2 protein-coding genes are annotated in these 1037 nt (G+C 56.2%); both read left to right on the forward strand.

From position 1 onward, the window contains the following. Positions 1–748 (forward strand): TAXI family TRAP transporter solute-binding subunit (locus A2I95_RS41920; protein ID WP_291738155.1); only part of this gene is annotated, 748 nt, incomplete at its 5' end. 79 nt (positions 749–827) lie between these two features. Continuing rightward, positions 828–1037, forward strand: a 210-nt coding sequence (locus tag A2I95_RS41925) for a hypothetical protein (RefSeq protein WP_291738156.1), incomplete at its 3' end; no start/stop codon positions are given.

Here is a 1037-nt window from a genome sequence, read left to right on the forward strand (position 1 = left end):
CCTGGCCCAGATTTCGCAGGGTGAATTCGAGTTCGGTGTCTCGCAATCCGATTGGCAGTATTATGCCGTGAACGGCACCTCCGAAAAAGTTGTGAACGATCCTGGCTTCCGCTCTGTGTTCTCAGTGCATCCGGAGCCGTTTCAGCTGATCGTGTCCGCAGACTCTGGGATTGCATCCTGGGAAGACTTGAAGGGCAAGCGGCTGAACATCGGCAACCCGGGATCCGGGCAGCGCGGCACCACTGAGCTTCTGATGGAGCGTTATGGTACCGGGCGCGACTATTTTGGCCTGATAACAGAGATGACGTCATCGGAGCATTCTAACGCTTTGTGCGATGGCAACATTGACGCATTCACCTATGTCGTTGGTGTTCCGAACTCGGGCGTCGCAGTGGCAACCGAAGGCTGCGGTGCGCAGATCGTCAGCCTGAACACTGATGTGGAAAAGCAGCTGATTGAAGAGCGTCCGTTTTATGCGGCAACTGACATCCCCGCGGGTGTCTATTCCTCGCAGAAAGAGGATGTGACCACCTTTGGCGGCTATGCCACCATCGTCTCGCATGAGAATGTCGATGCGGATCTGGTTTACGAGGTTGTCAGGGCGGTGTTCGAAAACCTGGACGATTTCCGGGCGCTGCACCCGGCATTCGCCAACCTGGATCCCAATAGCATGATCCATAACGGTAATTCCGCACCGCTGCATGAAGGTGCGGCCCGCTATTACCGCGAGAAAGGCTGGATCGAGTAACGGTCTCCTCCCCGCTCGATAACAGCTGGTCTCTGCCGCCTAGGCAGAGACCGAATTTTCCTTCAACCCGGAAATCACCATGTCTGACAAATCACTGCAACAAGCTGCAGTTGATGAGGCGTTGAAAGTCGAACGCAGCGACTACTTCGGCCCCTGGCCGAAAACCTTCATCACCGTTGCCGCCCTTTGGTCCCTTTACCAGCTGTGGATCGCATCCCCGGTTCCCTATGCACTTGGCTGGGGCATCTTTGTGGATCTGCCGGCCCGCGGTATACATCTGGCCTTTGGC

The organism is Leisingera sp. F5 (assembly GCF_001593695.1).